Annotated in this window: 23 protein-coding genes and 1 tRNA gene; 10 read left to right on the forward strand and 14 right to left on the reverse strand. The window is 70.8% G+C overall.

The features are described from left to right. Positions 1–26 precede the first annotated feature (26 nt). Both ACIBBB_RS19965 and ACIBBB_RS19970 read left to right on the forward strand, forming a co-directional pair. Complete coding sequence (locus tag ACIBBB_RS19965; RefSeq protein ID WP_398983682.1) at positions 27–1271, forward strand: amidohydrolase family protein; 1245 nt, start codon at positions 27–29, stop codon at positions 1269–1271. A 104-nt stretch (positions 1272–1375) separates the two neighbouring features. Beyond that, the gene (locus ACIBBB_RS19970) at positions 1376–2035 is read left to right on the forward strand and encodes an NAD(P)H-binding protein (protein ID WP_398983684.1); all 660 of its coding nucleotides are present in this window, start codon (positions 1376–1378) and stop codon (positions 2033–2035) included. A gap of 60 nt (positions 2036–2095) precedes the next feature. Here ACIBBB_RS19970 and ACIBBB_RS19975 read toward each other — a convergent pair. Next, positions 2096–2177, reverse strand: a tRNA-Tyr gene (locus tag ACIBBB_RS19975). Between the two features lie 226 nt (positions 2178–2403). Here ACIBBB_RS19975 and ACIBBB_RS19980 point away from each other — a divergent pair. Further along, a complete protein-coding gene (locus tag ACIBBB_RS19980; protein WP_398983686.1) occupies positions 2404–2892 on the forward strand; it encodes a YajQ family cyclic di-GMP-binding protein in 489 nt (162 codons plus the stop codon). 124 nt (positions 2893–3016) lie between these two features. Continuing rightward, entirely contained in the window at positions 3017–3676 is a 660-nt protein-coding gene (locus ACIBBB_RS19985; protein ID WP_398983688.1) for an alpha-ketoglutarate-dependent dioxygenase AlkB family protein, read from the forward strand. A gap of 6 nt (positions 3677–3682) precedes the next feature. On the opposite strand, the gene ACIBBB_RS19990 is transcribed toward ACIBBB_RS19985, so the two are convergent. Beyond that, positions 3683–3952 carry a GlsB/YeaQ/YmgE family stress response membrane protein gene (locus tag ACIBBB_RS19990; protein WP_398983690.1) on the reverse strand — a complete coding sequence of 90 codons (270 nt, stop codon included), beginning with the start codon at positions 3950–3952 and terminating at the stop codon, positions 3683–3685. Positions 3953–4038: 86 nt separating this feature from the next. On the opposite strand from ACIBBB_RS19990, the gene ACIBBB_RS19995 reads away from it, so the two are divergent. Beyond that, positions 4039–5286, forward strand: coding sequence for an APC family permease (locus ACIBBB_RS19995; RefSeq protein ID WP_398983692.1), 1248 nt, complete (start codon positions 4039–4041; stop codon positions 5284–5286). Between the two features lie 2 nt (positions 5287–5288). Here ACIBBB_RS19995 and ACIBBB_RS20000 read toward each other — a convergent pair whose 3' ends face one another. The 12 genes from ACIBBB_RS20000 to ACIBBB_RS20055 form a co-directional block, all read right to left on the reverse strand. Next, on the reverse strand, positions 5289–5681 hold the full coding sequence (locus ACIBBB_RS20000; protein WP_398983694.1) for a YccF domain-containing protein: 393 nt from the start codon (positions 5679–5681) through the stop codon (positions 5289–5291). After that, the gene (htpX, locus tag ACIBBB_RS20005) at positions 5678–6541 is read right to left on the reverse strand and encodes a zinc metalloprotease HtpX (protein ID WP_398983696.1); all 864 of its coding nucleotides are present in this window, start codon (positions 6539–6541) and stop codon (positions 5678–5680) included. Before htpX ends, ACIBBB_RS20000 begins: the two co-directional genes overlap by 4 nt. A gap of 187 nt (positions 6542–6728) precedes the next feature. After that, the gene (locus ACIBBB_RS20010) at positions 6729–8330 is read right to left on the reverse strand and encodes an NADH-quinone oxidoreductase subunit N (RefSeq protein ID WP_398983698.1); all 1602 of its coding nucleotides are present in this window, start codon (positions 8328–8330) and stop codon (positions 6729–6731) included. Further along, a complete protein-coding gene (locus tag ACIBBB_RS20015) occupies positions 8327–9922 on the reverse strand; it encodes a NuoM family protein (protein WP_398983700.1) in 1596 nt (531 codons plus the stop codon). Before ACIBBB_RS20015 ends, ACIBBB_RS20010 begins: the two co-directional genes overlap by 4 nt. Positions 9923–9925: 3 nt before the next feature. Next, a complete protein-coding gene (locus tag ACIBBB_RS20020) occupies positions 9926–11932 on the reverse strand; it encodes an NADH-quinone oxidoreductase subunit L (protein ID WP_398983702.1) in 2007 nt (668 codons plus the stop codon). After that, a complete protein-coding gene (nuoK, locus tag ACIBBB_RS20025; RefSeq protein ID WP_398983704.1) occupies positions 11929–12339 on the reverse strand; it encodes an NADH-quinone oxidoreductase subunit NuoK in 411 nt (136 codons plus the stop codon). Before nuoK ends, ACIBBB_RS20020 begins: the two co-directional genes overlap by 4 nt. Next, positions 12339–12887, reverse strand: a complete 549-nt coding sequence (locus ACIBBB_RS20030) for an NADH-quinone oxidoreductase subunit J (protein WP_398983706.1) — start codon at positions 12885–12887, stop codon at positions 12339–12341. The genes nuoK and ACIBBB_RS20030 overlap by 1 nt, the downstream gene beginning before the upstream one ends. Then, positions 12884–13471, reverse strand: a complete 588-nt coding sequence (locus tag ACIBBB_RS20035; protein ID WP_398983708.1) for a NuoI/complex I 23 kDa subunit family protein — start codon at positions 13469–13471, stop codon at positions 12884–12886. The genes ACIBBB_RS20030 and ACIBBB_RS20035 overlap by 4 nt, the downstream gene beginning before the upstream one ends. Further along, positions 13472–14440 carry an NADH-quinone oxidoreductase subunit H gene (locus ACIBBB_RS20040; RefSeq protein ID WP_398983710.1) on the reverse strand — a complete coding sequence of 323 codons (969 nt, stop codon included), beginning with the start codon at positions 14438–14440 and terminating at the stop codon, positions 13472–13474. Continuing rightward, positions 14437–15375, reverse strand: a complete 939-nt coding sequence (locus tag ACIBBB_RS20045) for an NADH-quinone oxidoreductase subunit C (RefSeq protein ID WP_398983712.1) — start codon at positions 15373–15375, stop codon at positions 14437–14439. Before ACIBBB_RS20045 ends, ACIBBB_RS20040 begins: the two co-directional genes overlap by 4 nt. Continuing rightward, positions 15375–15977: an NADH-quinone oxidoreductase subunit B gene (locus ACIBBB_RS20050; RefSeq protein WP_398983714.1), complete on the reverse strand. Its 603-nt coding sequence runs from the start codon at positions 15975–15977 to the stop codon at positions 15375–15377. The genes ACIBBB_RS20045 and ACIBBB_RS20050 overlap by 1 nt, the downstream gene beginning before the upstream one ends. Then, positions 15968–16369 carry an NADH-quinone oxidoreductase subunit A gene (locus ACIBBB_RS20055; protein WP_398983716.1) on the reverse strand — a complete coding sequence of 134 codons (402 nt, stop codon included), beginning with the start codon at positions 16367–16369 and terminating at the stop codon, positions 15968–15970. Before ACIBBB_RS20055 ends, ACIBBB_RS20050 begins: the two co-directional genes overlap by 10 nt. Before the next feature lie 256 nt (positions 16370–16625). On the opposite strand from ACIBBB_RS20055, the gene ACIBBB_RS20060 reads away from it, so the two are divergent. From ACIBBB_RS20060 to ACIBBB_RS20080, 5 genes are all read left to right on the forward strand, one after another. After that, positions 16626–17831 (forward strand): sensor histidine kinase, encoded by a 1206-nt coding sequence (locus tag ACIBBB_RS20060; protein WP_398983718.1) that lies wholly within the window; start codon positions 16626–16628, stop codon positions 17829–17831. Between the two features lie 183 nt (positions 17832–18014). Then, on the forward strand, positions 18015–19331 hold the full coding sequence (locus ACIBBB_RS20065; RefSeq protein ID WP_398983949.1) for a sensor histidine kinase: 1317 nt from the start codon (positions 18015–18017) through the stop codon (positions 19329–19331). A 283-nt stretch (positions 19332–19614) separates the two neighbouring features. Further along, positions 19615–20286, forward strand: coding sequence for a response regulator transcription factor (locus ACIBBB_RS20070; protein ID WP_078075602.1), 672 nt, complete (start codon positions 19615–19617; stop codon positions 20284–20286). Between the two features lie 273 nt (positions 20287–20559). Further along, a complete protein-coding gene (locus ACIBBB_RS20075; protein ID WP_398983721.1) occupies positions 20560–22524 on the forward strand; it encodes a 2-oxoacid:acceptor oxidoreductase subunit alpha in 1965 nt (654 codons plus the stop codon). Continuing rightward, positions 22517–23575 carry a 2-oxoacid:ferredoxin oxidoreductase subunit beta gene (locus ACIBBB_RS20080; protein ID WP_398983723.1) on the forward strand — a complete coding sequence of 353 codons (1059 nt, stop codon included), beginning with the start codon at positions 22517–22519 and terminating at the stop codon, positions 23573–23575. The genes ACIBBB_RS20075 and ACIBBB_RS20080 overlap by 8 nt, the downstream gene beginning before the upstream one ends. Positions 23576–23614: the final 39 nt, after the last annotated feature.

Genomic DNA, 23614 nt, shown 5'->3' on the forward strand with positions numbered 1-23614 from the left:
CCACCCAGGAGCCCACCAGGAGCACGATGCCCGACAGCCAGCCGCAGCCGTCAGACGGCGTGACGGCCAATGCCACCGCGCTGCTGCTGCGCGGGGCCCGCCTCACCGACGGCCGGGCCGTCGACGTACGGCTGAGCGGCGGCCGGATCGAAGCCGTCGGCACCGCCGGCAGTCTCCCCGCGCTCGGCGCCTGCCTGGACCTCGACGGGCATCTGCTCCTGCCCGCCCCCGCCGAGCCGCACGCGCACAGCGACACCGCGCTGAGCGCCGTCACGTCCGACGGGCCCGTCTCGCACGAACCCGAGGACATCCAGCGCCGTGCGACCGAGGCCGCGCTGCTCCAGGTCGGACACGGGGCGACGACGCTGCGGACGCATGTGCGGATCGGTGACGCGCAGGAGTTGGCGCCCATGGAGGCGGTGCTCCAGGCACGGCGTTCGCTGCGCGGGCTCGGGGATCTGACGGTCGTCGCCGTACCGCGCCTGCTGACCGGGGTCGCGGGCGCCGACGGGCTGGCGATGCTGCGGGACGCGGTGAAGATGGGCGCGGGTGTGGTGGGCGGCTGTCCGGACCTCGACCCCGATCCGGCCGGATACGTGGAATCGGTGCTGACCGTGGCCGCCGAGCACGGCTGTCCGGTCGACCTCCATACGGACGGCGGTGACCCGGCCCGCCTCGCGCGCCTCGCGGCGATGGCGGGCGGGCTGCGGCCCGGCGTCTCGATCGGGCCCTGCGCGGGGCTGTCCCGGCTGCCGTCGGACACGACGGGCCGGGCGGCCGACCAGTTGGCGGCGGCCGGTGTGACGGTCGTCTGTCTGCCCCAGGGCGGCTGCGGCGGTGTCGACCAGCGGGGTGTGGCGCCCGTGCGGGTGCTGCGTGCCGCCGGGGTGCGGGTGGCGGCGGGCAGTGGGGCCGTACGGGACGTGGCGAACCCGGTGGGGCGCGGGGACCCTTTGGAGGCGGCGTATCTGCTGGCCTCCCAAGGAGGACTGCGCGCGGCGGAGGCGTACGACGCGGTGAGCACGGCCGCGCGTGAGGCCATGCGGCTGCCGGAGGTACGGCTGGAGGCGGGCTTTCCGGCCGAGTTGCTCGCGGTGCGCGGGGACCGGCTGGAGGGGGCGCTGTCGCTGGCGTACAGCCGGATCGTCATTCACCGGGGCCGGGTGGTGGCCCGGACGAACGCGGTACGGGAGTACTGCGACTCGGCGGTGGCCGCGTCGCTGGACCTGCCGCGGCAGGGACGGCAGGGGCGGCCGGAGACGCGGCCGTGAGGCGCGTTGCGCAAGCACCCGCCGTGTGCCGGCCGCCGGGAATCGCTCCTCCTACGGAGGTGCCGCGTGAGCGGTGACGGCCCGTCGGACGTACCGTCGTGAGCATGCGAATTGTCATCGCCGGAGGACACGGTCAGATCGCCCTGCGGCTGGAGCGGCTGCTCGCCGCGCGCGAACACGGGGTCGCGGGCATCATCCGCAAACCCGAACAGGCGCAGGCTCTGCGGGAGGCGGGCGCCGAAGCCGTCGTGCTCGACCTGGAGTCGGCCTCGGTGGACGAGGTCGCCGCCGTCCTGGAGGGCGCGGACGCGGCGGTCTTCGCCGCCGGAGCGGGACCGGGCAGCACCACGGAACGCAAGGACAGCGTCGACCGGGGCGCGGCGGTCCTGTTCGCGGACGCGGCGGAACGGTCGGGCGTACGGCGCTACGTGATCGTCTCGTCCATGGGCGCCGACCCGGACCACCAGGGCGACGACGTCTTCGACCACTACCTGCGGGCCAAGGGCGCGGCGGACGCGTACGTCCTGGCCAAGGAGGGGCTCGACACGACCGTCCTGCGCCCCGGAATGCTCACGAACGACGCGGGCACGGGCCTCGTGAACCTCGCGCCGTCGACGGGCCGTGGCCCGGTGCCACGGGACGATGTGGCCGCGACGCTGCTGGAGTTGGCGGAGACACGGGCGACGGCGGGCCTGACGCTGGAACTGATCAGCGGGACGGTGCCGGTCGCTGAGGCGGTGAAGAACGTGGCGTCGTCCGCCTGATGGGTGACGACGATGGCCCCTGGTCCGCGTCTCCGCGGGCCAGGGGCCATCGTTTCCGTGTGGCGGCGCCAGGATTCGAACCTGGGAAGGCTAAGCCGGCGGATTTACAGTCCGCTCCCATTGGCCACTCGGGCACACCGCCATGGGATGTCGTCGCGGGACCGGCGCTGTGGGCGCTGCTCCGTGGCAACGACATAAACGATACCCGATGCCCGGGGGTGCTCCGCCACCGGATTGATCAGGCCGGGAGCGGGCCGGGATGACTAGGCTTTGCCGGAGCGGGCCGGGGGCCCGGCCGTACTTTCGGCATCAGTCGCGGCGTGGGTCGCGGCACTCTTTCCAGCACCCGATTCAAGGAGCCACAGGACATGGCCGACTCCAGTTTCGACATCGTCTCGAAGGTCGAGCGGCAGGAGGTCGACAACGCCCTCAACCAGACCGCGAAGGAGGTCTCCCAGCGGTACGACTTCAAGAACGTCGGAGCCTCGATCGCCTGGTCCGGCGAGAAGATCGTCATGCAGGCCAACAGCGAGGAGCGGGTCAACGCGATCCTCGACGTCTTCCAGTCCAAGCTGATCAAGCGGGGCATCTCGCTGAAGGCGCTGGACGCGGGCGAGCCGCAGCAGTCCGGCAAGGAGTACAAGATCTTCGCGTCGATCGAGGAGGGCATCTCCCAGGAGAACGCGAAGAAGGTCGCCAAGATCATCCGCGATGAGGGCCCCAAGGGCGTCAAGGCGCTCGTGCAGGGCGACGAGCTGCGGGTCAGCTCGAAGAGCCGGGACGATCTTCAGGCCGTACAGGCGCTGTTGAAGGGGCAGGACTTCGACTTCGCGCTGCAGTACGTCAACTACCGCTGACCAAAGGGCCGGCCGGGTGCGGGTGTCGCCGGTCTGCCACGAGCACGGCACAACGAGGGCGGGCGGCCGGGGACTTTCCCGGCCGCGGCCCTTGTTGCGTTCTCCTCCCAAGGAGGCGGTTCGGATGAGTGACGCGTTGTTTCCGCGGGAGCGGGCTGTTCTCGGGGAGGGGGCCGTGCATGTGCCCGGGTGGCTGGGTCGGGCGCGGCAGCGGGAGTTGGTGGAGGCTTGTCGGGAGTGGGCCCGGGGGCCCGTGCCCATGCGGCATACCAGCTTGCCCAACGGGGGCGTGATGTCCGCGCGGACCGTCTGTCTGGGGTGGCACTGGCAGCCGTACCGCTACACCCGTACCGCCGGGGACGTGAACGGCGCCCGGGTCGTGCCGTTTCCGGGGTGGCTCGGGGAGTTGGGGCGGGCGGCGGTCGATGAGGCGTACGGGGCGGGGGCCGGGGACCGCTACGCGCCCGACACCGCGCTGGTCAACTTCTACGAAGGCGACGCCGGGATGGGCATGCACCAGGACAAGGACGAGAAGTCCCGCGCGCCCGTGGTGTCGCTGAGCATCGGTGACAGCTGCGTCTTCCGGTTCGGCAACACACGGACGCGGACGCGTCCTTATACGGATGTCGAGTTGGCGTCCGGCGATCTCTTCGTCTTCGGCGGGCCGTCCCGGCTCGCGTTCCACGGTGTGCCCAAGGTGTGTCCGGGGACGGCCGACCCGGCGAGCGGGATGCGCGCCGGGCGGCTGAACATCACGCTCCGCGAGACCGGGCTCGACGGCTGAGACGCGTCAGCGGGAGCGGGAGTGGCCGAAGAGGAGGCGGTAGATGATCAGCAGTACCAGTGCGCCGCCGATCGCCGCTCCCCAGGTGGCCGCGTCGTAGAAGTCGGTGTCGATCGGGCGGTCCAGCCAGCGGGACGATATCCAGCCACCGATGAAGGCGCCGGCGATACCGATGAGGGTGGTGCCGATCAGGCCGCCCGGGTCCCGGCCGGGCAGCAGGATCTTGGCGACGGCTCCGGCGAGGAGTCCGAGGACGAGCCAGCCGATGATGGTCATGCCGTGAACCTGCCTTTCGTGCTGTGTTCTGCGGAAAGACGCCCGGAAGGCGGGCCGCGGTTGCGGACGTCGATAGCGTGCGGCGTATGACACAGCAGCTGCGTCGCACACTGGGCCTCTTCGACGCCGTGGTCGTCGGGTTGGGGGCGATGCTCGGGGCGGGCGTCTTCGTCGCGCTCGGGCCCGCCGCCGGGGCGGCCGGAACCGGCCTGCTGTGGGGGCTGGCGGTGGCGGCCCTGGTGGCGTACTGCAACGCGATGTCGTCGGCCCGGCTCGCGGTCGACTACCCCGCTTCGGGCGGCACATACGTGTACGGCCGTGAGCGGCTGGGCGCGTTCTGGGGGTGGCTGGCGGGCTGGGCGTTCGTGGTGGGCAAGACCGCCTCGTGCGCGGCGATGGCGCTGACGGTCGGGGCGTACGCCTGGCCGGGACAGGCGCACGCGGTGGCCGTCGCGGCGGTGGTGGTCCTGACCGCGGTGAACTACGGCGGCGTGCGGAAGTCGGCGACGCTGACGCGGGTCATCGTGGCGGTGGTGCTGGGGGTCCTCGCCGCCGTCGTGGTCGTGGCTCTCGGATCGGACGCGGCCGACGCGGGTCGGCTGGGGCTCGGCCTCGGTACGGAGGCCGACCCGGAGGCAGGGCCGGTTTCGGCGCACGGGGTGCTGGGGGCGGCCGGGCTGCTCTTCTTCGCCTTCGCCGGATACGCCCGCATCACCACGCTCGGCGAGGAGGTGCGCGACCCCGCCCGTACGATCCCGCGCGCCGTCCCGCTGGCACTGGGCCTCGTGCTTGCCGTCTACGCGTGCGTGGCGGTCGCGGCGCTGTCGGTCCTCGGTGCCGGGGAATTGGGGCGTTCAGAGGCCCCTCTGGCCGATGCCGTACGGGCCGCGGGGGCGTCCTGGCTGGTGCCAGTGGTGCGCGTCGGGGCCGCCGCGGGGGCGCTCGGGGCGCTGCTGGCCCTGATACTCGGGATCTCCCGCACGACGCTCGCGATGGCGCGGGACGGGTACCTGCCGCGCGGGCTGGCCGCCGTGCACCCCCGCTTCCAGGTGCCGCACCGGGCCGAGCTGGCGGTGGGCGGGGTCGTGGCCGTGCTGGCGGCGACCGTGGACGTGCGCGGGGCGATCGGCTTCTCGTCCTTCGGGGTGCTGGCGTACTACGCGATCGCCAACGCGTCCGCGTGGACGCTCGGTTCCGGGCTGGTGCGGATACGGGCAGCGGTCGGGCTCGTGGGCTGTGTCGTGCTGGCCTTCGCGCTGCCCGGCCCGTCGGTCGTGTCAGGGGCCGCGGTGCTGCTGCTGGGGGCGGCCTGGTACGCCGTACGGCGGCGCTGAGGTCACCAGCCCGCGAACGCCTCGTCCGTACGGACGATGTCGCGGCCGAAGGGCAGCAGCGAGACGGGGATCAGCTTGAAGTTGGCGATGCCCAGCGGGATGCCGATGATCGTCACACAGAGGGCGAGCCCGGTGAAGATATGGCCGAGGGCGAGCCACCAGCCGGCCAGGATCACCCACAGCACGTTGGCGACGAACGACGGGGATCCCACGTCGCGGCGCTCCACCGTCGTGTAGCCGAACGGCCACAGCGCGTACCGGCCGATACGGAACGCGGCCACCCCGAAGGGGATGCCGATGATCGTGACGCACAGAAGCAGCCCCGCGAACATGTAACCGAGGAACAGCCAGAAACCACTCAGAACCAGCCAGATGATATTGAGGATTGTCTTCATGGACGGCCACCTGCCATCTGTTCTAGTCGGGCGATGCGCTCCGCCATCGGCGGATGCGTGGAGAACATTCTCGATACACCCTGCCCAGGACGGAACGGATTAGCGATCATCAGGTGGCTCGCCGTCTCGATCCGTGGCTCCGGCGGCAGCGGCAACTGCTTCGTACCGGCTTCGAGCTTGCGCAGTGCGCTCGCGAGGGCCAGCGGATCGCCGGTGAGCTGCGCGCCGGACGCGTCCGCCTCGTACTCCCGGGAACGGCTCACGGCGAGCTGGATCACCGAGGCCGCCAGCGGTCCGAGGAGCATCACCAGGAGCATGCCGACGAGGCCGGGGCCCTCGTCGTCGTCCGAGCGGCCGATGGGGATGAGCCAGGCGAAGTTCACCAGGAACATGACGACCGAGGCGAGGGCGCCGGCGACGGAGGAGATGAGGATGTCGCGGTTGTAGACATGGCTGAGCTCATGACCGAGCACTCCGCGCAACTCCTGCTCGTTCAGGATCTGCAGGATCCCGTCCGTGCAACAGACGGCTGCGTTACGGGGATTGCGGCCGGTGGCGAACGCGTTGGGGGCCTGGGTCGGCGAGATGTAGAGCCGCGGCATCGGCTGCCGCGCGGTCGTGGAGAGCTCGCGGACGATGCGGTAGAGCTTCGGCGCCTCGAACTCGCTGACCGGGCGTGCGCGCATGGCGCGCAGGGCGAGCTTGTCGCTGTTCCAGTAGGCGTACGCGTTCGTCGCGAGCGCGATCACGACCGCGATGATCAGCCCCATCCTGCCGAAAATACTGCCGATGACGATGATGAGTGCGGACAGTCCCCCGAGGAGTGCGGCGGTCCTCAACCCGTTGTGCCGGCGGTGCACGGAGCGCCCTCCAAATCGTGCGGCAGGGGAACCCTTTACGTGATGCTGCTCCACTCTCCAGTGGACCCTTCCTTACTGGTCAACGCCAGGCGAGGGTCACGGGTTCCCTGGCGCGCCCGCGCGGGCGTGTACGCCGTACGGGTGGTGGAGGGTGCGCGTGGGGCGGGTTCCAGGGCCGGAGAGCGCCTCAGAAGAGACTTTCGGCGGCGAAGCGGAGGACCAGCTGGGGCGCGCCCGACAGGGCGACGCCCGCGACGGCGGTCAGGCCGATCGCGACGAGCACGGGGGCCGGGGCGCGCCGGGCGACCAGGGTGCCGGCGGGCTGGATGACCGGGGCCGGCGCCTCCGCCTCCGGGCGGCCGTCCTCGGCCGTCTCGGGGGCGCGGAAGATGACCGCCGTCCACTGAAGGTAGTAGAAGAGCGCGATGACGACGTTGACGGCCATCACGACGGCCAGCCAGCCGAGGCCCGCGTCGACGGCCGAGGAGAAGACCGTGACCTTCGCGAAGAGGCCGACGATGCCGGGCGGCAGGCCGGCGAGGCAGAGCAGGAAGAATCCCATGGCGAGCGCGACGAGCGGGCGCTCGGAGGCGAGACCGCGGTAGTCCGCGAGACGGTTCAGGGGCTTCGTACGGGCGACCAGGGCGGCGACGGCGAAGGCGCCGAGGTTCACGACGGCGTACATCAGGGCGTACGCGACGGTGGAGCCGATCTGGTCCGTGCCGGCGTACGCCGCCGCCGCGACCGGCACCAGCAGATAGCCGGCCTGGGCGACGGACGACCACGCGAGGAGGCGCACCGCGCTCCACGCGCGCGTGGCCGACTGGCGCAGCGCGGCGACGTTGCCGACGGTCATCGTGAGCGCGGCGAGCACCGCGACAGCCGGGCCCCAGACGTCGGAGTGGCTCGGGAAGGCGATGACCGTCACCAGGATCAGGCCGGAGAAGCCGACGGCCTTGCTGACGACGGAGAGGTACGCGGCGATGGGCAGGGGCGCGCCGACGTAGGTGTCGGGGACCCAGAAGTGGAAGGGCGCGGCGGCGGCCTTGAAGGCGAAGCCGACGAGGGTCAGCGCGACGCCCGCCGATGCGAGGGTTTCGAGCTTTCCGGGGACGTCGTCGAGCCCGGCGGCGATCTCGGTGAGGTGCAGGGAGCCGGTGGCGGCGTACACGAAGCTGACGCCGAGCAGCATGACGGCGGTGGCCGTCACGGAGGAGAGGAAGAACTTCAGCGCCGCCTCGGACGAGAGACGGTCGCCGCGCTTGAGGCCGACCAGCGCGAAGGCGGGGAGGGTGGCGACTTCGAGGGCGACGACGAGGGTCGCGAGGTCGCGGGCGGCGGGCAGGAGAGCGGCGCCGGCGGCCGAGGAGAGCAGCAGGAACCAGAATTCGCCCGCCGGGAGCTTCCGGCCGGTGTCGCCGCTCCTGCCCCCGTCGAGTTCGTGGACGGAGAGCAGCGCGGTGAGCAGCGCGCCGCCGAGCACCAGGAGCTGGATGACGAGCGTGAAGTGGTCGGCCGTGTAGCTGCACACCTCGGGCTCCGCCGTCAGGCAGAAGGTGGACCGGTCGCCGGCGCGGAGCGGGATGAGCAGGAGGAGCGCGGCGGCGAGGCCGGCGACGGAGACGGCGCCGAGAAGCGGCTTACGGCGTTCCGGGACGAACAGGTCGGCGATCAGGACGGTGAGGGCGACGGCGGCGGTGAGGGCCGGGGGCGCGATGGCGAGCCAGTCGACGGACTGGACGAGATTCGCGGCGCTGTCGGCGGCGCCCTGGGCAGCGGCCACGGTCACGACTTGCCTCCTGCGAGGAGCTTCTGCACGGCCGGGTCGGTGAGGCCGAGGAGGACGGCGGGCCAGAGTCCGGCGAGGACGGTGAGGGCGACGAGCGGGGTCCAGGCGGCGAGTTCGTAGCCGTGGACATCGGCGAGTTCGGGCGTCGGGGACTCTTCCGCCGCCCCGGCCTGCTGGACGGCGCCCATGCAGACGCGGCGGACCACGATCAGCAGATACGCGGCGGTGAGGAGCGTGCCGAAGCAGGCGATCGCCGTGAAGGTGACGAAGGCGGGGCGGCTGAGGCCGTCCGCGGGGTCGAAGGCGCCGAACATGGCGAGCATCTCGCCCCAGAATCCGGCGAGACCGGGCAGCCCGAGCGAGGCGACGGCGGCGAAGGCGAGCAGACCGCCGAGGCGTGGTGCGCGGCCGTAAAGCGCCGCGCCGGTGGCGCCGGCGAGGGTGTCGAGGTCGGCGGTGCCGTAGCGGTCCTTGAGCGCTCCGACCAGGAAGAAGAGCAGGCCGGTGATGAGGCCGTGGGCGACGTTGGCGAAGAGCGCGCCGTTGACGCCTGTGGGGGTCATGGACGCGATGCCGAGGAGCACGAAGCCCATGTGGCCGACGGAGGAGTACGCGATCAGGCGCTTGAGGTCGCCGCCCGCGCCCTGCCGGGCGAGGGCGAGGCAGGCCAGGGAGCCGTAGATGATTCCGGCGACGGCGAAGGCGGCGAGGTACGGCGCGAAGGTCCGCGTCCCGTCGGGCGCGACAGGCAGGACGATACGGACGAACCCGTACGTACCCATCTTGAGCATGACCCCGGCGAGAAGGACGGATCCGACGGTCGGGGCGGCCGTGTGGGCGTCCGGGAGCCAGCTGTGCAGCGGCCACATCGGCGTCTTGACCGCGAGCCCGATCCCGATCGCCAGAACGGCCGTGATCTGCACGGATGTACTCAGCCCACGGCCGTTGTCAGTGGCGAGTGCCACCATGTCGAATGTGCCCGCGTGCAGCCCGACGAGCAGCAGGCCGAGCAGCATGACCACGGAGCCGAGCAGCGTGTAGAGGATGAACTTCCAGGCGGCGGCCTGCCGTTCCTCACCGCCCCAGCGGGCGATGAGGAAGTACATCGGGATGAGCACCATCTCGAAGGCCAGGAAGAAGAGCAGCAGGTCGAGTACGGCGAAGGTCGCGAGGGTGCCGGATTCGAGGACGAGCAGCAGGGCGACGAAGGCCTTCGGGGAGGGGCCGGCGGGAAGCTTGAAGTAGCTGTAGAGCGCGCAGAGGAAGGTCAGCAGCGCGGTCAGGACCAGAAGGGGGAGAGAGATGCCGTCGACACCGAGGTGGATCCGCACGTCGAGTGCGGCGATCCAGCTGATGTCCGTCGTGGCCTGCATCCTCGACGGCTGGTCGTGGTCGAAGCCGAGCGCGAGGACGATCGCGGCGATGAGGATCGCGCCGGTCACGGTCACGCCGTGGCGCAGGACGGCCTGGTCGGGGCTCTTGCCCCGGAGTCCGGGCGGGGCGGGCAGCAGCGCGGCCGCCGCGCCCAGGAGGGGAGCCCCGACGATGAACGCGAGAAGGAACTGCATCACGGACGTGCTGATATCGATCATGGCTCACGCTCCGGCTGCGACGAGTACGGCGGCGATGGCCAGGACGACCGTTCCGGCGAGCAGGGCACCCAGGTAGGTCTGGACGTTGCCGGTCTGCGCGCCGCGTACCGCGATGCCGAGCCAGCGGGTGCCGGTGCCCGCTCCGCGTACGTAGGTGTCGACGACCTCGCGGTCGAGGAAGCGGACCAGCCCGGCCGCGGCCAGGACCGGCCGCTGGAAGAGGACGCGGTAGAGGGCGTCCAGGTGGAAGCCTGCGGCGGCGTGGCCGTGGAGCCTGCCCAGCAGGAGCCGGCCGGGGTCGGCGGGGTCGGGTGCCGAGGCGATGTCGCCGTAGGCGGGGGCGTGGCTGGCGATGGCCTCGGCCTCGGAGAGCGCGGGCTCGGCGTCCGGGTGCGCGGCGACGGCGCCCATCGGGGTGCGGGCGGCGAGTGCCGTGGTGTGGCTCCAGGCGCCGTAGGTGACCAGTCCGCCGACGAGGGCGACTCCCGTGCCGAGTACGGAGGTGGTGACCGTCGGGGCGAGGGTCTCGGCGTCCAGCCAGGGGGCGATGACGCCGACGGTCAGGCCGAAGGCGAGGGAGGGGACGGCGAGCACCCACAGGACGGTGGTCATGGCGAGGGGCTCTCTGCCGTGGTCGGCCGCTTCGGGGCCCCGGCCCCGGAAGGCGAGGAGCCACAGGCGCGTCGCGTAGGCGGCGGTGAGGAGGGCGGTGAGCAGACCGGCGACCAGCACGATCCAGCCGGCGGCGCCGGGCGCGATGTCGGACTCGCCGAAGGCGGTGTGTTCGGCGGCGACGAGGACGGCTTCCTTGGAGAAGAAGCCGGCGAAGGGCGGGATGGCGGCGAGCGCGAGCAGCGCGATCGTCATCGTCCAGTAGGCGTCGGGGACGCGTTTGGCGAGGTCGCCCATCCGGGACATGGCGGCGAGCGAGTTGGTGCCGGCGGCGTGGATGATCACGCCGGCGCCGAGGAAGAGAAGCGCCTTGAAGGCGCCGTGCGAGATGAGATGGAAGACGGCGGCGCCACGGTCTCCCACGGCCAGCGCGCCGGTCATGTAGCCGAGTTGGCCGATGGTCGAGTAGGCGAGGACGCGTTTGATGTCGTCCTGCGCGAGGGCGGCGAGCGCGGAGCCGACCATGGTGATCGCCGCCAGCACGGCGAGTACGCCGAGGGCCGCCGCCGAGGCGGCGAAGACGGGGAGGAGACGGGCCACGAAGTAGACACCGGCGGCGACCATCGTCGCCGCGTGGATCAGCGCGGAGACGGGGGTGGGGCCGGCCATCGCGTCGGGCAGCCAGGTGTGCAGCGGGAATTGGGCCGACTTGCCCGCGACGCCGGCGATCAGCAGCAGCGCGATCAGGAGGGGGTGGTCGAGCCCGTCGTTCGCGACGGCGTCGAGGACGCCGGTGATCCGGAACGTGCCGGTGTCGACGGCGAGCGCGAACAGACCGAGCAGGAAGGGGACATCGCCGAGTTTGGTGACCAGGAAGGCCTTCAGGGAGGCGGCGCGCGCCTCGGGCGTCTCCCAGTAGTGGCCGACGAGGAAGTACGAGCAGATGCCCATGATCTCCCAGCCGACCAGCAGCACCATCAGGTCGCCGGAGTAGACGACGAGCAGCATCGCGGAGGTGAAGAGGGAGACCAGAGCTGCGTACGAGGGATAGCGCGGGTCGTCGCGCAGATAGCTCGTCGAGTAGATCTGCACGCACGTCGCGACGGTGCCCACGAGGATCGCGACGAGCGCGGCGAAGCCGTCGATGTGCAGGGCGAGATCGATCGGGACCGAGCCGGTGGGGGTGAGCTGGGTCGCGGCGTCGATCGGTGCGCGGGGGCCGTCGGGCCCGTTGCTCTGGCGTACGGCGACGATCGCGGCGAGTACGGCGGCGGCGAGCGGCGGCAGCACGGCCAGCGGCCGGACGAAGCCGGGGGCCGTACGGCCGAGGAGCAGTCCGGCGACCGCGCCGAGGAACGGCAGGAGGGGGACGAGGACGGCCAGGGTGGTCGTGGTCACGCGGTGGCCTCAGCCTTCTTTGCCCGGGCGTCGGCTTCGGTCCGGGCGGACTCGGCCGCCGCGTCTTCGGCGGACGTGGCCGCGGCCTCGTCGGTCGCGTCGCTCTCGACGCTGTCGCGGAGGCGGTCGACGTCGGCGGTGCCGCGGGAGCGGTAGACCATCAGGACGATCGCCAGACCGATGCCGATCTCGGCGGCGGCGACGGCGATCACGAAGAGGGTGAGCGCCTGGCCGGCGTGCAGGGTGTCGCGCAGCCAGACGTCGAAGGCGACGAGGTTGAGATTGACGGCGTTGAGCATCAGCTCGACGGACATGAGGACGAGGATCGCGTTGCGGCGGGCGAGCACCCCGTACAGACCGGTGCAGAACAGCAGCGCCGCGAGCACGGCGGGATAGGCGAGATGCATCAGCGCTGCTCCTTGCCGCTCTTGCGGGACAGGACGATCGCGCCGATCAGCGCGGCGAGCAGAAGGACGGAGAGCGCTTCGAAGGGCAGGACCCAGTGCCGGAAGAGGAACTGCCCGGAGACCTCGGTGGACCCCTGGGCGGGGCCGTCGAGGTCGATCCAGGTCGTACGGAACGCGTCGACGACCACCCACACCAGCGCGACGGCCGCGGTGATCGCCACCGCGAGCGCGACCATGCGGTTCTCCGAATCCGCGTCGGGGGAACGGCCGATGGGCGCCTTCGTCAGCATCAGCCCGAACAGAAGGAGGACGACGACGGAGCCGACATAGATCAGGACCTGCACCCAGGCGATGAACTCGGCGGTCAGCAGCAGGTATTCGACGGCCAGGCCGCCGAGCGCCACGACGAGCCACAGGGCGGCGTGCACCAGTTGTCTGGTCGTGACGGTGATGACGGCCGCGCCGAGGGTGACGAGACCGACGAGGAGGAAGGCGATCTCGACGCCGGTCGGGGAGAGGAAGCCGGGGTCGGCCGCGAGGGTGGTCACTCGCCGCCCTCCCGCTCCTGGGGCGCGGAGGGCGCGGACGCGGCGGCCCGCGCCGCGGCTTCGGCCGCCGCCAGCTTGTCGGCCGTCTTGCGGGCGGCGCCGATCTCCTTCGGCTCCTCGGCGCCCGGGTCGAGGGCGGGCGGGGCGGGCACGGTCCACATCCACTCGCGGAGTCTGTCGCGCTCGTGGGTGAGTTCCAGGATGTCCGTCTCCGCGTACTCGAACTCCGGTGACCAGAACAGCGCGTCGAAAGGACAGACCTCGATACAGATACCGCAGTACATGCAGAGAGAGAAGTCGATGGCGAACCGGTCGAGGACGTTCCGGCTGCGCTCGCGCCCGCCCGGGGCGGCGGCGGGAAGCGTCTCCTTGTGGGAGTCGATGTAGATGCACCAGTCGGGGCACTCACGGGCGCAGAGCATGCAGACCGTGCAGTTCTCCTCGAACAGGCCGATCACGCCCCGGCTGCGGGGCGGGAGTTCGGGCTGGGTGTCCGGGTACTGCGCGGTGACGGACTTCCTGGTCATCGTACGAAGGGTGACGGCCAGCCCCTTGGCCAGGCCGCTACCGGGGATCGGAGCCACTTACTGGATCACCACCTTGACGATGCCGGTGAGGGCGATCTGGGCGAGGGCGAGGGGGATGAGCACGGTCCACGCGAGCTTCTGGAGCTGGTCCTCGCGCAGCCGCGGATAGCTGACGCGCAGCCAGATGACGACGAAGGCGAGGATGAACGTCTTGAGGAGGGTCCAGAGCCAGCCGAGGTCGTCCCCGCCGAACGGGCTGTGCCAGCCGCCGAGGAACAGGACGGTGGTCAGTCCGCACAGGACGACGATGCCCGCGTACTCGGCGAGCAGGAACAGCGCGAACCGCAGACCGGTGTACTCGGTGTAGGCGCCGAAGATGATCTCGGAGTCGGCGACCGGCATGTCGAAGGGAGGGCGCTGGAGTTCGGCGAGGCCGGCGACGAAGAAGACGAGGGCGCCGACGATCTGCCAGGGCACCCACCACCACTCGAAGGCGTCGAGGATGCCCGGCAGCGAGACCGTGCCTGCCGCCATGGCGACGGAGGCGGCCGTGAGCAGCATGGGCAGTTCGTACGCGAGCAGTTGGGCGGCCGTGCGCAGACCGCCGAGCAGGGAGAACTTGTTGGCCGACGCCCAGCCCGCCATGAGCGAACCGAGCACGCCGACGCCCATCACGGCGAGCACGAAGAAGATGCCCGCGTCGACGACCTCGCCGACGGCACCTTCCTGGGGGCCGATCGGGATCACGACCAGTACGAGGAGGTAGGGCAACAGGGCGACGGCCGGGGCGAGCTGGAAGATCCGGCGGTCGGCGGCGGCCGGGACGATGTCTTCCTTCTGCGCGAACTTCACGCCGTCGGCGACGAGTTGGGCCCAGCCGTGGAAGCCGCCGACATACATGGGGCCGAGACGGCCCTGCATGTGGGCCATGACCTTGTGCTCGGTCTGTCCCACGACCAGGGGCAGGAGAAGGAAGGCGGCGAAGACGATGACCAGCCGAATGGCGACGTCGAGCACGTCGTTCACGCGTCTCCTCCGGGGCGCTCGGAGCCGGGGGCGGGGTCGTTGCCGGGGTCGTGCTCTGCCTCGGGCTTCGTCGCGCCGGGCTTCGCCGGCCCAGGCTTCGTCGCGCCGGGTTTCGCCGGCTCGGGCGTCGTCGCGCCGGTCGCCGGGTCGTCGAAGGCCGGGCGCGGATCGTGCCAGGGCGCCGGCCCGCCCTTCGGCGCGGGCGCCGCTTCAGGCGCCGCTTCGAGCCCAGGTTCGGGCGCCGACGGCTGCTGGCTCGCGGAGCCCTCCGAGACGCTGCGGGCGCGGCGGACCGGGCGGTCCCCCGCCGCGCGGGGCGTGCGGACCGGCCGGGCCGGGGCCGGCGGCAGCTGGCCCTTGAGCGGGCCCCAGTCGTTCGGGTCCGGTACGCCCGGCGGCAGCATCTGGCGGCGCTTGGGTCCCGTGTGGCCCGGCGCGGACTCCCCCGGCTCCTTCGCGCCCGGCCAGGCCTTCGCGACCCGGGCCGCCAGGACGAAGTCCTTGCGCAGCGGGTGCCCTTCGAAGGTCTCCGGCAGCAGCAGACGCACCAGGTTGGGGTGGTCGGTGAAGGTGATGCCGAACATCTCGTACGTCTCGCGCTCGTGCCAGCCCGCGCCCGCGTAGACCCCGAGGGCGGTGGGCAGTACGGCGGCCTCGTGCGGAACGGTCGTGCGGACCAACAGCCGCCGTACAGCCCCGCGTTCGACCGACGCGACGTGTGCGCTGACGCGGAAGCCGGTGCCGGGTTCGTCGACGGCGCTCAGCCAGTCGAAGTAGGTACAGCCCAAGTCGTCACGGGCGGTTTCGAGCGCGGCCAGCCAGGAGGCGGCGGGGACGTCGACCGTCAGGAGGTCGTACGCGCGCTCCGCAGTGGCGTCCGCGCCGAAGATCTCCGCGACGGCGTCGGGCAGGCCGTCGTACGCGTCCGAAGTCATCAGGTGCTCTCCCCCGGAGTCGGCGGGGCCGCGATCAGCCCGCTGCGCAGCGCGGCGGTGCTCGGCCGGCGGCCCTCGGAGCCGTAACGCTCACCCAGCGACTCGCGGGAGATCTTCTCCTGGAGCTTGAGGATCCCCTGGAGCAGGGCCTCGGGGCGCGGCGGGCAGCCCGGTACGTAGACATCGACCGGAATGATCTGGTCGACGCCCTTCGTGACGGAGTACGAGTCCCAGTACGGGCCACCGCAGTTGGAGCAGGCGCCGAAGGAGATCACGTACTTGGGCTCGGGCATCTGCTCGAACAGCCGCTTCACCGCCGGTGCCATCTTGTCCGTCACCGTGCCGGACACGACCATCAGGTCCGCCTGCCGCGGGCCCGGTGCCAGGGGGATGACGCCGAGCCGGATGAAGTCGTGCCGGGCCATCGAGGCGGCGATGAACTCGATGGCGCAGCAGGCGAGTCCGAAGTTGAAGACCCAGAGGCTGTAGCGGCGGCCCCAGTTGAGGATCACCTTCATCGGCTGGGGCGCGAGGCGCGAGAGCACGCCCAGGCGCTGGGGGTTGGGCAGCTCGACCGGTGCGGCGGCGGGGGTCACGTCCATTCCAGGACGCCCTTCTTCCATGCGTAGAGAAGTCCTACGGCCAGGAAGCCGAGGAAGATGAACATCTCGACGAGCGTCGTCGCGCCGTACCCCGGGGCCGCGAAGACCGTCGCCCATGGGAAGAGGAAGATCGAGTCGACGGCGAAGATGACGTAGAGGAAGGCGTAGACGTAGTAACGGACCTGGGTGTGTGCCCAGCCCTCGCCCACCGGGTCGACGCCGCATTCGTACGTGAGCAGCTTCTCCGGCGTCGGTACCACCGGCCGGAGCAGCCTGCCCGCTCCGAAGGCCACGGCGACGAAGAGTACGCCGACGACCGCGAGCAGTCCGACCACCGAGTAGCTCTGGAAGTAGTCCGACGCGAGAACGGTCGGTTCCGGCACGTGCGTCACCCGCCCCTCGCTCCGCCGATCGGTGTGTCTCTGGATCCTGGTCGCTGATCTGTACGCACGGGAGTCTAGGCCCTGCTAAAGGGACCGTAAGCAGTCGGTCGCGCATCAAGTCATGGCGGGGTCATGGATGGGTCCCACACGCGTCCGCTCAGATGCTGGTCGGGCGCTTTCCGAGTTGGTGGTGGGGTTAACCCCACCCGCACTCCCCCAGCCACCCCATGGCGTGCGCCCCCGTGGCCGTGCAGGCTAGAGCCTTATGACCGCCCGTAACAGCCTTTTCGACGACGAACGGCCCCCGCCGCGTTTCGCCTTTGACCGGCACACCTGGAAGGAGATCGCCCATCTCCTCGCCAATCTGCCGCTGTCGATCGCCGGCTTCGTCTACGTCGCGTTCGTGGTGCCCGCCGGCGTCTTTCTGTCCGTCACCGTGATCGGTCTGCCCCTGCTCGCCGGCGGCCTGTCCGGGGCGCGACTGCTGGGGAAGGCCGAACGGGCGCGGGCGCGTGCCCTGCTGGGGGTCCGGATCGACGAGCCGAGCCCGCTCCGCGGCCGCGGCCGCCGGGAGCGGCGGGCCCGCGGCACCGAGGGGTTCTTCTCCTGGCTGTGGACGGGGCTGAGGGACCCGGTGGGCTGGCGGACCGTCCTGTACGCGTTCATCCGGCTGCCGTGGGGAATCCTGACCTTCACGATCACCACGGTCAGCCTGTTCGTCTTCTGGCCGGTGCTGCCCTTCATCGCGCGCGGTCTGACCAACGTCGACCGCGCCCTGGTCCGCGGGCTGCTCTCGCCCTCGGACGAGCTGGAGAGCCGGATCGCGGAGCTGGAGTCGGACCGGGGCGTCGTCGTGGACACGGCCGCCGCCGATCTGCGCCGTATCGAGCGCGATCTGCACGACGGCGCGCAAGCCCGGCTGGTCGCCCTGGCCATGGGGCTCGGCCTCGCGAAGGAGAAGCTGCTGGACGACCCGGAGACGGCGGCGAGCATGGTCGACGAGGCGCACGGCGAGGTGAAGCTGGCCCTCCAGGAGCTGCGCGACCTCGCGCGCGGCATCCATCCGGCCGTACTGACGGACCGGGGTCTGGACGCCGCGCTCTCCTCCGTCGCCTCACGCTGCACGGTCCCGGTCAAGGTCGAGGTCGAGCTGGCGGAACGCCCGGCGGCGGCCATCGAGGGCATCGCGTACTTCACGGTCTCGGAGCTCTTGCAGAACGTCAGCAAGCACAGCGGGGCGAGTACCGCCAGCGTCGAGGTGTGGCGGGCGAAGGACCGGCTGCTCATCCAGATCGAGGACGACGGGCGCGGGGGCGCCCGGCTGGACGGCGGGACGGGTATGGCGGGGCTGGCCGAGCGCCTGGGTGCGGTCGACGGTCTCTTCGTACTGGACTCGCCGGTCGGAGGGCCGACGATCGTCACGGCCGAACTCCCCTGGCGTGAGCGTGAGCGTGAGCCGGCCCCGGAGTAGGCCGGGGCCGTGCCGTACGCGCGCGGACGCCCGGGGGCCGGGGGCCTGAAACCGCACCACCGAAGGTGGGGAAAACCCCAGGGCGAAGACGGTAACCGCCCTCATGGTGCGGGCGCGGCCGGCGGATGAGCATGGAGATACGACATGAAGCACGACCGCCCCGCTCGCAGAACGGACGACACGATGGCCACGGATTACGGCACGCGGACACCGCCACAGCGCCACACCCTTCATCCGGCACTGCGCGCTCCGTTCTCGGGCCGGGCGTGGAAGGAGTTCGCCTATCTCCTTCTCAACCTTCCGATGGGCATCCTCTTCTTCGTCTACGCGGTGACGACCGTCTCGCTCAGCGCGGGGCTCCTCGTGACCTTCGTCGGCATTCCGCTGCTGGCCGCCGCGCTCGTCGGCTGCCGGGGCCTGGGAGCGGTCGAGCGGACAAGGGCGCGGGCCCTGCTCGGCCTGGAGATAGCGAGCCCGCTGCCCGTCCGGGGGAAGAAGTCAGGTCTGATGTCCTGGGTCGGCGCGGTCCTCAAGAGCGGCGTTTCCTGGCGGCATCTCCTCTACGGCTTCCTGCACTTCCCGTGGGCGCTGTTCTCCTTCGTCACGTCCGTGACCTTCGTGGTCACCGGCTGGAGCCTCTTCCTCTATCCGCTGTGGCAGTGGGTCTTCCCCGAGTACACGGACCAGGACGGCATCGCGCTCTTCAGTGACGGCACCAACGACTTCTACCTGGACACCCCGTTCGAGACGGCCGCCACCAGCGTCGTCGGTCTGGTCCTCGTCCTCGCGTCGCCGTGGCTGATCCGTGGACTGACTGCTGTGGACCGGCTGTTGGTCGTCGGTCTGCTCGGCCCGTCCAAGCTGGCGACCCGGGTCTCGGAGCTGGAGTCGGACCGCGGGGTCGTGGTCGACACCGCCGCCGCGGACCTGCGGCGTATCGAGCGTGACCTGCACGACGGCGCGCAGGCCCGGCTGGTGGCCCTGGCCATGGACCTGGGCCTGGCGAAGGAGAAGCTGCTGGTCGATCCGGAGGCGGCGGCGCGGATGGTCGACGAGGCGCACGGCGAGGTGAAGGTCGCCCTCCAGGAGCTGCGGGATCTGGCACGGGGCATCCACCCGGCGGTCCTCACCGACCGGGGCCTGGACGCCGCGCTCTCCTCCGTCGCCTCCCGCTGCACCGTGCCCGTCCAGGTCGAGGTCGACCTGGACCAGCGCCCGGCGGCGGCCATCGAGGGCATCGCCTACTTCACCGTCTCCGAGCTCCTGCAGAACGTCAGCAAGCACGCCCGGGCCGGGCGCGCCTCGGTGGACGTGTGGCGGATGCAGGACCGGCTGATGCTCCAGGTCGCGGACGACGGCCGGGGCGGTGCGAACACCTCGTCGGGCAGCGGCCTGGCCGGTCTCGCGGAGCGGCTCGACGCGGTGGACGGGATCCTGGTCGTGGACTCACCGGTCGGCGGGCCGACGACGGTGACGGCGGAGCTGCCCTGGCGCAAGTGACGCCGCGAAGGACCGGCCGACGGGCGAGCCGTACGAGGCTCCGCAGGACCCGAGAGACACGGGAGACACGGGACGGGCGGGACACAGACGCGGCCACGGCGCACCGGACATCGTCCGGTGCGCCGGAGTCGCGTCTTCGGCTCTCCTCCGGTGCGCCGGAGTCACGTCTCTCGCTTTGATCAGTTCCCGGTCAGTGGACGCACGGGGATACGAATACTGGGATGCTGGGACCGCAGGGCGGACGCGGAGCGCGTACGCACATCGACATGGGGGCGGCAGGGTTGTGGAGGACAGGGTACGAGTGGTCATCGCCGAGGATTCGGTGCTCCTGCGGGAGGGCCTGACCCGGCTGCTGACCGATCTCGGGCATGACGTCGTCGCCGGTGTCGGGGACGGTGAGGCGCTGATCAAGACCGTCGGCGACCTGGCCCGTGAAGGTGCGGCGCCGGACGTGGTGGTGGCCGACGTACGGATGCCGCCGACCCATACCGACGAGGGGGTCCGGGCCGCGGTCCAGCTGCGCAAGGACCATCCGGGCATCGGCGTGCTGGTGCTGTCCCAGTACGTGGAGGAGCAGTACGCGACGGAACTGCTCGCGGGCAGCAGCCGGGGGGTCGGCTATCTGCTCAAGGACCGGGTGGCCGAGGTCCGCGAGTTCGTGGACGCGGTCGTACGGGTGGCGAGGGGCGGCACCGCGCTGGACCCCGAGGTGGTGGCGCAGTTGCTCGGCCGTAGCCGTAAGCAGGACGTGCTGGTCGGTCTGACGCCCCGGGAGCGCGAGGTCCTGGGCCTGATGGCGGAGGGGCGGACGAACTCGGCGATCGCCAGGCAGCTGGTCGTGAGCGACGGCGCGGTGGAGAAGCACGTCAGCAACATCTTCCAGAAGCTGGGCCTGTCGCCGAGTGACGGAGATCACCGCCGGGTGCTGGCGGTACTGACCTATCTCAACTCATGACGGCGGCCGGCCGGGTCGGACGCTGCGGTCATGTGGGGGGCACGTAATGGGTCCTAGTCCAAAAGACTGAGTTCAAAGCGGCACAGACAGGGATGAACACAGAGCGCCCGGGGGCGGAGAAAACATGGCAAATTGCCACAACGAAGCGTCTCAAAAAGACGTCCACCATACGAGCGGTCCAGGGAAGGCGACCCTTACCGACGTAGGGTGGCCCCTGGGTGTACCGGTCGTACCGGTCAGCCCAAGCAGCCGCCTCGAGGGAGGTCCAGTTCAGTGACCAGCCAGGTCAGTAGCCCAGCCGAGCAGGCCGACGGGGCTGACGACACGAGTGGTTCCGTCGTCGGCGAACAGCTCACCCCGCACGGCGCGTCCGGCGTGCCCGGCTCGAAGGAAGTCCGCCGTCTGGACCGGGTGATCATCCGTTTCGCGGGTGACTCCGGTGACGGCATGCAGCTGACGGGTGACCGGTTCACCTCGGAGACGGCGTCGTTCGGGAACGACCTGTCGACGCTGCCGAACTTCCCCGCCGAGATCCGCGCGCCCGCAGGCACCCTGCCGGGTGTGTCCTCGTTCCAGCTGCACTTCGCCGACCACGACATCCTCACCCCCGGCGACGCGCCGAACGTACTGGTCGCGATGAACCCGGCCGCGCTCAAGGCGAACATCGGCGACGTGCCGCGGGGCGCCGACATCATCGTCAACACCGACGAGTTCACCAAGCGCCCCATGGCGAAGGTCGGTTACACGACCTCGCCGCTGGAGGACGGCTCGCTGGAGGCGTACCAGCTCCACCCGGTCCCGCTGACGACGCTGACGATCGAGGCGCTGAAGGACTTCGGGCTCTCCCGCAAGGAGGCCGAGCGTTCGAAGAACATGTTCGCGCTGGGTCTGCTCTCGTGGATGTACCACCGGCCGACCGAGAGCACCGAGCAGTTCCTGCGGACGAAGTTCGCGAAGAAGCCGAACATCGCCGAGGCGAACGTCGCGGCGTTCCGGGCGGGCTGGAACTTCGGCGAGACCACCGAGGACTTCGCCGTCTCCTACGAGGTCGCGCCTGCCACGAAGGCGTTCCCGACCGGCACGTACCGCAACATCTCCGGGAACCTGGCGCTGTCGTACGGGCTGATCGCCGCCTCCCACCAGGCGGACCTTCCCCTCTACCTCGGGTCGTACCCGATCACGCCGGCGTCCGACATCCTCCACGAGCTGTCGCGCCACAAGAACTTCGGCGTCCGCACCTTCCAGGCGGAGGACGAGATCGCCGCGATCGGCGCGGCGCTCGGCGCGTCCTTCGGCGGTTCCCTCGCCGTGACGACGACCTCCGGGCCCGGCGTGGCCCTGAAGTCGGAGACGATCGGCCTGGCGGTCTCGCTGGAGCTGCCCCTGCTGGTGGTGGCGATCCAGCGCGGCGGGCCCTCGACCGGTCTGCCTACCAAGACCGAGCAGGCCGACCTGCTCCAGGCGATGTACGGCCGCAACGGCGAGGCGCCGGTGCCGATCGTCGCCCCGCAGACCCCCGCGGACTGCTTCGACGCGGCCATCGAGGCGGCCCGGATCGCGGTCACGTACCGCACGCCGGTCTTCCTGCTCTCCGACGGCTACCTCGCCAACGGCTCGGAGCCCTGGCGGATCCCCGAGCAGGACGAACTGCCGGATCTGGGTGTGCAGTTCACCACCGCGCCCAACCACCAGCTGCCCGACGGCACGGACGTGTTCTGGCCGTACAAGCGCGACCCGCACACCCTGGCCCGTCCGTGGGCCGTGCCCGGCACGCCCGGTCTCGAACACCGCATCGGCGGCATCGAGAAGCAGGACGGCACGGGCAACATCTCCTACGACCCGGCCAACCACGACTTCATGGTCCGCACCCGCCAGGCCAAGATCGACGGCATCGAGGTGCCGGACCTCGTCGTGGACGACCCGGACGGCGCGCGCACGCTGGTGCTGGGCTGGGGCTCCACGTACGGCCCGATCACCGCCGCCGTCCGCCGGCTGCGCACCAACGGCCACCCGATCGCGCAGGCGCATCTGCGCCACATCAACCCGTTCCCGCGGAATCTGGGCGAGGTGCTGAAGCGGTACGACAAGGTCGTGGTGCCGGAGATGAACCTGGGTCAGCTCGCCACGCTCCTGCGGGCGAAGTACCTCATCGACGCGCACTCCTACAACCAGGTCAACGGTATGCCGTTCAAGGCCGAACAGCTCGCCACGGCTCTCAAGGAGGCCATCGATGCCTGAGGTCAACGAGCTGCTTTCCCTCGTCCCCAAGGCCGAGGCCAAGCAGTCCATGAAGGACTTCAAGTCCGACCAGGAAGTCCGCTGGTGCCCCGGCTGCGGTGACTACGCCGTGCTGGCCGCCGTCCAGGGCTTCATGCCGGACCTCGGGCTGGCCAAGGAGAACATCGTGTTCGTGTCGGGGATCGGCTGCTCCAGCCGCTTCCCGTACTACATGAACACCTACGGCATGCACTCCATCCACGGACGTGCGCCGGCCATCGCCACCGGACTCGCGACCTCGCGCCGCGATCTGTCCGTCTGGGTCGTCACCGGTGACGGCGACGCGCTGTCCATCGGCGGCAACCACCTCATCCACGCGCTCCGGCGCAACGTCAACCTGAAGATCCTGCTGTTCAACAACCGGATCTACGGGCTGACGAAGGGGCAGTACTCGCCCACCTCCGAGGTCGGCAAGATCACCAAGTCGACACCGATGGGCTCGCTGGACTCGCCCTTCAACCCGGTGTCGCTGGCGATCGGCGCCGAGGCGTCCTTCGTGGCCCGGACCGTCGACTCCGACCGCAAGCACCTCACGAGCGTGCTGCGCCAGGCGGCCGACCACCCGGGCACGGCGCTCGTGGAGATCTACCAGAACTGCAACATCTTCAACGACGGTGCCTTCGAGGCGCTGAAGGACAAGGACCGCGCTCTGGAGGCGGTCATCCGCCTGGAGCACGGGGAGCAGATCCGGTTCGGGGCCGACAACTCCAAGGGTGTCGTACGGGACCCGTCCACCGGCGATCTCGTCGTCGTACCGGTGACGGCGGACAACGAGCACCAGATCCTGGTGCACGACGCGCACGCCACCAGCCCCACCACGGCGTTCGCGCTCTCGCGCCTCGCCGACCCGGACACGCTGCACCACACGCCCATCGGTGTGCTGCGCAGCGTGAAGCGGCCGGTCTACGACACGCTGATGAGCGATCAGCTCGACGCGGCCGTCGAGCAGAACGGCAAGGGCGACCTGTCGCAGCTGCTCGCCGGCAACGACACGTGGACGGTGGCCGGCTGACCCGGCCGACCGCGTCCGTACAACCCGGGGCCCGGGTCT

This window comes from Streptomyces sp. NPDC051217, assembly GCF_044455465.1.
Classification (GTDB): Bacteria; Actinomycetota; Actinomycetes; order Streptomycetales; family Streptomycetaceae; genus Streptomyces.

Excerpts from the sequence above, each read along its gene's own strand:
- ACIBBB_RS20000 (WP_398983694.1), bottom strand. The coding sequence starts at position 5,681 with ATGAAGACAATCCTCAATATCATCTGGCTGGTTCTGAGTGGTTTCTGG.
- ACIBBB_RS19965 (WP_398983682.1), top strand. The coding sequence starts at position 27 with ATGCCCGACAGCCAGCCGCAGCCGTCAGACGGCGTGACGGCCAATGCC.
- ACIBBB_RS20065 (WP_398983949.1), top strand. The coding sequence starts at position 18,015 with ATGGCCACGGATTACGGCACGCGGACACCGCCACAGCGCCACACCCTT.
- nuoK (WP_398983704.1), bottom strand. The coding sequence starts at position 12,339 with ATGCATCTCGCCTATCCCGCCGTGCTCGCGGCGCTGCTGTTCTGCACC.
- ACIBBB_RS20050 (WP_398983714.1), bottom strand. The coding sequence starts at position 15,977 with ATGGACGTGACCCCCGCCGCCGCACCGGTCGAGCTGCCCAACCCCCAG.
- ACIBBB_RS19985 (WP_398983688.1), top strand. The coding sequence starts at position 3,017 with ATGAGTGACGCGTTGTTTCCGCGGGAGCGGGCTGTTCTCGGGGAGGGG.
- ACIBBB_RS19995 (WP_398983692.1), top strand. The coding sequence starts at position 4,039 with ATGACACAGCAGCTGCGTCGCACACTGGGCCTCTTCGACGCCGTGGTC.
- ACIBBB_RS19990 (WP_398983690.1), bottom strand. The coding sequence starts at position 3,952 with ATGACCATCATCGGCTGGCTCGTCCTCGGACTCCTCGCCGGAGCCGTC.
- ACIBBB_RS19980 (WP_398983686.1), top strand. The coding sequence starts at position 2,404 with ATGGCCGACTCCAGTTTCGACATCGTCTCGAAGGTCGAGCGGCAGGAG.
- ACIBBB_RS20015 (WP_398983700.1), bottom strand. The coding sequence starts at position 9,922 with ATGATCGATATCAGCACGTCCGTGATGCAGTTCCTTCTCGCGTTCATC.
- ACIBBB_RS20060 (WP_398983718.1), top strand. The coding sequence starts at position 16,626 with ATGACCGCCCGTAACAGCCTTTTCGACGACGAACGGCCCCCGCCGCGT.
- ACIBBB_RS20045 (WP_398983712.1), bottom strand. The coding sequence starts at position 15,375 with ATGACTTCGGACGCGTACGACGGCCTGCCCGACGCCGTCGCGGAGATC.
- ACIBBB_RS19970 (WP_398983684.1), top strand. The coding sequence starts at position 1,376 with ATGCGAATTGTCATCGCCGGAGGACACGGTCAGATCGCCCTGCGGCTG.
- ACIBBB_RS20080 (WP_398983723.1), top strand. The coding sequence starts at position 22,517 with ATGCCTGAGGTCAACGAGCTGCTTTCCCTCGTCCCCAAGGCCGAGGCC.